Below are 4,617 nucleotides of genomic sequence, written 5' to 3'. Positions count from 1 at the left end.
GCCAATTCTTCGGGACGTCGAGTCGAGAGCAGCCAGTACGGCGTCGGGTCGTCGGGGTCAGTGACGGCGACCCGCAGTACTGCAGGAATATCCGGCCGGAGCACGAGAAACGCTCGCGCATCGAGCCGTTGACCGCGCGCGAGTCGCGCGTCATCTCCGCGGGCAACCTCGGTCCCGCCGACGTGCGACAGGGGAATGCGTGCGCTACCGGCGCGCAGCATCCCGTCACCGACCGTGATGAGCGGCGCACTGGCGATCGCCACGCCGACAACACCAAGAGCAAGCACGATTCCCACGGTGGCCCCGACAACCGCGCTGATGGGCGCGAACGTCAAAAGACTGGCCGGAATAGCCAGTGCGGCGATGAGCCCTATCCAGGGGGCGGGCCACAAGCGCTCTCGGTATGACTCCATGAAGCCATTCGACCATGCATTAGCCTCGACCCGTGCCGCGAACCGTCGATGTCCTGATCACCGGAGAAAACGTTCCCACGTATGCCCACCCGGGCGATGCCGGGGCAGACCTGTGTTCGGCTGAGTCGCTGGTGATTCCGCCGGGTGGCCGCGCAACGGTGGGGACGGGAACGGCTATTGCTCTTCCCGACGGCTACGCGGCGTTTGTGGTGCCGCGCAGCGGCCTCGCCGCGCGTCACGGCATCACGATCGTGAACTCGCCGGGAACAGTGGATGCTGGCTATCGAGGCGAGATCAAGGTCACCGTGCTGAACACCGACCAGTCAGAGCCGTTTGCGATCGAGGTTGGCGATCGCATCGCCCAAGTGATCGTCTGGCCCGTTGAGCGCGCTCGCTTCGTCGCCGTCGACTCGCTTCCCGGCTCGCACCGTGGAGAGCGCGGTTTCGGTTCGACCGGCTACCGTGGTGAACCGACTGAAGGAGGCCCAGCGTGATCGATCCGTTCACTGGGGACGAAGTGCTGCCCGAAGACGCGAAGTCTGCACCGCATGACCGCGCCGAAAATGGCCCGCTCGACGAGAGCGAGGCGAACGCTGTGCGACCGTACGTCGACCTCGGTGCCATCAAGCTCGTGCCACGCGAAGGCTTGCAGTTGCGGCTGGAGATCGAAGAAGGCACCAAGCGCGTCGTTGCCGTCAACATTGACTACGCCGGTTCTACGTTGCAGGTTCAACCGTTTGCCGCTCCGCGCACGAGCGGGCTCTGGAACGAGATTCGCGCTCAAATCGTTGAGCAGTTGCGCTCTCAGGGCGCTGAGACCCAAGAACGCGTTGGGGTCTTTGGCCCCGAGATAGTTGCGCGCATTCCGGTCACGGGAGGTGACCCCGGTGCCACGCGCATCGCTCGATTCGTCGGCGTTGATGGGCCTCGTTGGTTCTTGCGCGGCGTCGTCGCGGGCCAGGGCGCTGTCGATGCTGAGGCCGCTCGAGCGATCGATGATGTCTTCCGCAGCATCGTCGTCGTTCGCGGCACGACCCCCATGCCGCCTCGCGACCTCATTCCTCTCCACGTGCCGCAAGGCGCTCAGGCCGCCACTCCATCGGCTCCCGGGGCATGACCGCCGAGGTCGAGGGTCGCGATCGCGACGTGAGTGAGCCGGGCGACCGTGGTTCGCAGGGCATTGCCGCGTCCGACAGCGCGGCAGAGCTTCGAGAAGCACTTGCTGCGGCCGCGAAGAAGTCAGGGTTCGGTCGCGTCGCACCAGGTGAAACTCCGACAGCCCACGACTTGTGGTCGGCCGTGGGGGGAGTGCGTGGCCTGATCGAGTCGTTGCTGCCGGGTTTTCTTTTTCTTGTCGTCTTTACGGTCACGAGCGACGTCGTGCCCTCGGTGCTGATTCCGGTGGGTGTTGCTGTGTTGTTCGTGCTCGTTCGTGCGATCACGCGGTCACCGATCCTTCCCGCGACGATTGGCCTCGTCGGGATTGCGCTCTCGGCCGGTCTCGCGCTGTGGTCAGGACGTGCCGAAGAGAACTTTGTGCTCGGGTTCGTCATCAATGCGGTCTGGCTCGTGGCGCTGCTCGTGAGTCTCGCGATTCGGCGTCCGCTGATCGGCGTCATCACCGGTTTGCTCACGGGCGATTCGGGGTGGCGCAATGACGCGGCCAAGCGCACCGTGCTCACCGTGACGACATGGTTGTGGGTTGCACTTTTCGCCCTCCGGCTGGGGGTTCAAGTGCCCTTGTACTTCACCGAGCAGACGGCGGCCCTCGCGGCGACGAAGTTGCTCATGGGTCTGCCACTGTATGCCGCGGTTCTCTGGGTGACGTGGCTCATGATTCGCGCCGTGTATGCCCGCCGCGCAGCCTGAGTGATACCCTTTTTATCTCGACATCAAGATAATTTCTGGCCAGTAGGCTGGTCGAGTCCGGCGCTCGACGACGGATGCGCCAGACCCGTCGCACAAGAGGAGCCCCTGTGTCTTCAGTCAACAGTTTCGATTCCATCGACTCCTTGTCGGTTGCCGGAACCGAGTATCAGGTCTTCCGGATCGACACGGTCCCCGGCTATGAGACGTTGCCGTTCAGCCTCAAGGTGCTTCTCGAGAATCTGCTTCGCACCGAAGACGGTGCGAACGTCACGGCCGAGCAAATTCGTGCCCTGGGCGCCTGGAAGCCCGACGCTGAGCCCGACACCGAGATTCAGTTCAGCCCTGCGCGTGTCGTCATGCAGGACTTCACGGGTGTTCCCTGCATCGTCGACCTGGCAACGATGCGCGAAGCGGTGGCCGAATTGGGCGGAGACCCCAACAAGATCAACCCCCTCGCGCCGGCCGAACTCGTGATCGACCACTCCGTCATCGCTGACCTGTTCGGCACGGCGGATGCCCTCGAGCGCAACGTCGAGATTGAGTACGAGCGCAATGGCGAGCGTTACCAGTTCTTGCGGTGGGGGCAGACCGCGTTCGACGACTTCAAGGTTGTTCCTCCGGGAACCGGCATCGTGCACCAGGTCAACATCGAGCACCTGGCCAAGGTGACCTACACCCGTGAGGTGGGCGGAGTTCTGCGGGCCTACCCCGACACGTGCGTCGGCACCGACTCGCACACGACGATGGTCAACGGCCTCGGCGTGCTGGGCTGGGGCGTGGGCGGCATTGAAGCCGAGGCCGCGATGCTCGGCCAGCCCGTGTCGATGCTCATTCCGAAGGTCGTCGGCTTCAAGCTCATGGGAGCGATTCCCACCGGAGTAACGGCAACCGACGTCGTGCTCACGATCACCGAGATGTTGCGCAAGCACGGCGTGGTGGGCAAGTTTGTTGAGTTCTACGGTGCCGGTGTTGCGGCCGTTCCGCTCGCGAACCGCGCCACGATCGGCAACATGAGCCCCGAGTTTGGGTCGACTGCCGCGATGTTCCCGATCGACGACGTCACCCTCGACTACTTGCGACTCACGGGCCGCAGCGAGGCGCAGGTGGCTCTCGTCGAGGCCTACAGCAAGCTCCAATCGCTCTGGCACGACCCCTCGGTCGAGCCGCGCTTTAGTGAATATCTCGAGCTCGACCTCTCGACCGTCGTGCCGTCGATCGCTGGCCCGAAGCGCCCGCAAGACCGCATCGAGTTGTCGGTGGCGAAGTCGGCGTTCGAAGCGGCACTTCCCGCGTACAGCGCCACGGCATCCACTCCTGTTGACGTCACGGTCGGGGGAGAGCAGTTCGTGCTCGACAACGGGGCGGTGACGATCGCGGCCATCACCTCGTGCACCAATACCTCGAACCCTTCGGTCATGCTCGCGGCCGGTTTGCTGGCCCGTAACGCCGCAAACAAGGGCCTGAAGGCGAAGCCGTGGGTCAAGACCACGCTCGCTCCCGGCTCGAAGGTCGTGGCCGACTACTACGAGAAGGCCGGACTCACCGACGACCTTGAGGCGCTCGGCTTTTACACCGTCGGCTACGGCTGCACCACGTGTATCGGCAACTCGGGCCCGCTCGCCGACGAGATTTCGGCCGCGATCAATGAGCACGACCTCGCCGTCACGGCCGTTCTCTCGGGCAACCGCAACTTCGAGGGCCGCATCAACCCCGACGTGAAGATGAACTACCTCGCGAGCCCCCCGCTCGTGATCGCCTATGCGCTGGCTGGCTCGATGAACTTCGACTTCGAGACAGATTCCCTTGGCACCGACCGCGACGGCAACGACGTCTACCTGCGCGACATTTGGCCCGACGCGGCCGAGGTGCAGGCGACGATCGACTCGTCGATCGACACGGGCATGTTCGACCACCAATATGCCTCGGTCTTCGAGGGCGACGAGCGGTGGCGTTCGCTTCCTACCCCCGACGGTGCGACCTTCGAGTGGGACTCGGAGTCGACCTACGTGCGCAAGCCTCCGTACTTCGACGGCATGACGATCGAGACGACGCCGGTGAGCGACATCGTCGGCGCTCGCGTGTTGGCGAAGCTCGGTGACTCGGTCACGACCGACCACATCAGCCCCGCCGGGTCGATCAAGGCTGACTCACCGGCCGGTCAGTACCTCACGGCACACGGGGTTGACCGCAAAGACTTCAACTCGTACGGCTCGCGTCGCGGCAACCACGAGGTGATGATTCGCGGCACCTTCGCGAACATCCGACTCAAGAACCAGCTTCTTGCGCAGTTCAACGGCGGCAGTGGCGTCGAGGGTGGCTACACCCGCGACTTCAC

The 4,617-nt window shown here is 64.3% G+C and carries 5 protein-coding genes; 4 read left to right on the top strand and 1 reads right to left on the bottom strand.

Annotated features, from left to right (window positions below):
• A partial coding sequence (locus tag SFU54_RS01425) for a DUF3093 domain-containing protein (RefSeq protein ID WP_319014531.1) occupies positions 1 to 413 on the bottom strand: 413 nt, incomplete at its 3' end.
• Between the two features lie 32 nt (positions 414 to 445).
• Between SFU54_RS01425 and dut the strand changes: the two genes are divergently transcribed.
• The 4 genes from dut to acnA all read left to right on the top strand — a co-directional run.
• Entirely contained in the window at positions 446 to 907 is a 462-nt protein-coding gene (dut, locus tag SFU54_RS01420; protein WP_319014530.1) for a dUTP diphosphatase, read from the top strand.
• Positions 904 to 1,530, top strand: a complete 627-nt coding sequence (locus SFU54_RS01415) for a DUF3710 domain-containing protein (RefSeq protein WP_319014529.1) — start codon at positions 904 to 906, stop codon at positions 1,528 to 1,530. The genes dut and SFU54_RS01415 overlap by 4 nt, the downstream gene beginning before the upstream one ends.
• Positions 1,527 to 2,282, top strand: a complete 756-nt coding sequence (locus SFU54_RS01410; RefSeq protein ID WP_319014528.1) for a DUF3159 domain-containing protein — start codon at positions 1,527 to 1,529, stop codon at positions 2,280 to 2,282. Before SFU54_RS01415 ends, SFU54_RS01410 begins: the two co-directional genes overlap by 4 nt.
• 107 nt (positions 2,283 to 2,389) lie before the next feature.
• A partial coding sequence (gene acnA / locus SFU54_RS01405) for an aconitate hydratase AcnA (protein ID WP_413466536.1) occupies positions 2,390 to 4,617 on the top strand: 2,228 nt, incomplete at its 3' end.

It is taken from the genome of Microcella sp. (assembly GCF_033763155.1).
Classification (GTDB): Bacteria; Actinomycetota; Actinomycetes; order Actinomycetales; family Microbacteriaceae; genus Microcella.
This window is presented reverse-complemented; position numbering and strand designations above follow the sequence as displayed.

Excerpts from the sequence above, each read along its gene's own strand:
- SFU54_RS01410 (WP_319014528.1), top strand. The coding sequence starts at position 1,527 with ATGACCGCCGAGGTCGAGGGTCGCGATCGCGACGTGAGTGAGCCGGGC.